Origin of the sequence: uncultured Campylobacter sp. (genome assembly GCF_938040115.1) — a bacterium.
GTDB lineage: Bacteria > Campylobacterota > Campylobacteria > Campylobacterales > Campylobacteraceae > Campylobacter_A.
Map to the genome: position 1 here is coordinate 1 of NZ_CALHXD010000285.1, position 1086 is coordinate 1086.

At 40.5% G+C, this 1086-nt stretch carries 1 protein-coding gene; it reads right to left on the minus strand.

What is annotated here, in order from left to right:
- Positions 1-798: 798 nt before the first annotated feature.
- On the minus strand, positions 799-1086 hold a 288-nt coding region (locus tag Q0314_RS09670; RefSeq protein WP_298058571.1), incomplete at its 5' end, for a transketolase C-terminal domain-containing protein.

The window sequence follows — 1086 nt, forward strand, 5'->3', positions numbered from 1 at the left end:
TTAAAACTTCTTTATAGTTGGTAATATAAATTATTATTTACTAAAATTTGTGTCATTTGTAGTCAAATTTATACTTTTTACGAGTTTAAGCGCTATACTCAAGGTAAATTTTAGACGTTTAGACTTAAATTTGAAGGCGATTTAAATTTGACGGTTTTCTCGCCGAATTTAAATAAAAGCCGACTTTTAATGCGGCGTAAATTTTACTATTGATCGTTGCAACCGAACGCCGCTTATCATCGCTACCGTAAAATTTATTTTTTGTCGGTTGCGGCGATATCACAACGTTTTAGATACGGCTACGTTTTTCAAGCAAAGGCGTAAAAATAGTTTTCGCTAATTGCGATTTTAAATTTAAACAAGCTTTTGCGCCTTGCCGCACGGCTAAATTTACGAGCAAAAATCTACTTAAATTTTACCTTTTTGATAAAATCCGCGTCAAATCAAGCACCGGCGCCAAATTTAAGCATTATAAACGGCAAAAAACGAAAGTCTGTAATGTTTTTTAGCGATTTTATCCTAGGGCACAGAGAGCAAAACAAACCTTAGCACAAAAGCCTATCGCGACTCAAATTTAACCTAAAATTCGCTCGCAAGCCAACCCGCAAAAAAGATAAGCGAAGATAAAAACAAGCAAAGTATACCTAGCGCGCGCAAATTTACCCGCGTCATACAGAACTCGGTAAATCAAAGTAAGCGCGGCAAGCCCCAGAATAAAAAGGCTTGTTTCGCTCAAGTTTTTCGCCTTTTCCGCCCAAATACGCTCGCCAAAACACACAAGAACGCTTCAGCTCAAATTTAATCCGCCGTTTCGGCTAAAATTTTCTCGCAAATGCTTGCCGCATCGATACCAAGAGCTTTCTCGACATCAGCCGTAGCGCCGTGCGGAATAAAGGCGTCGTCAAACTCAAAGCTAACTATGCGCACGTCAAAAATGCACCGCTCCTGCAAAAACGCGGCCAAAATCTCGCCTACGCCGCCTCTTTTTGCGGTATCGGAAAAAACGTACCAAATCTTATGCTTGCGCGCGAGCTCTTGCAAAAGTTCGCCGTCAAGCGGCTTAACAAACACTAGATCAACGAGGCT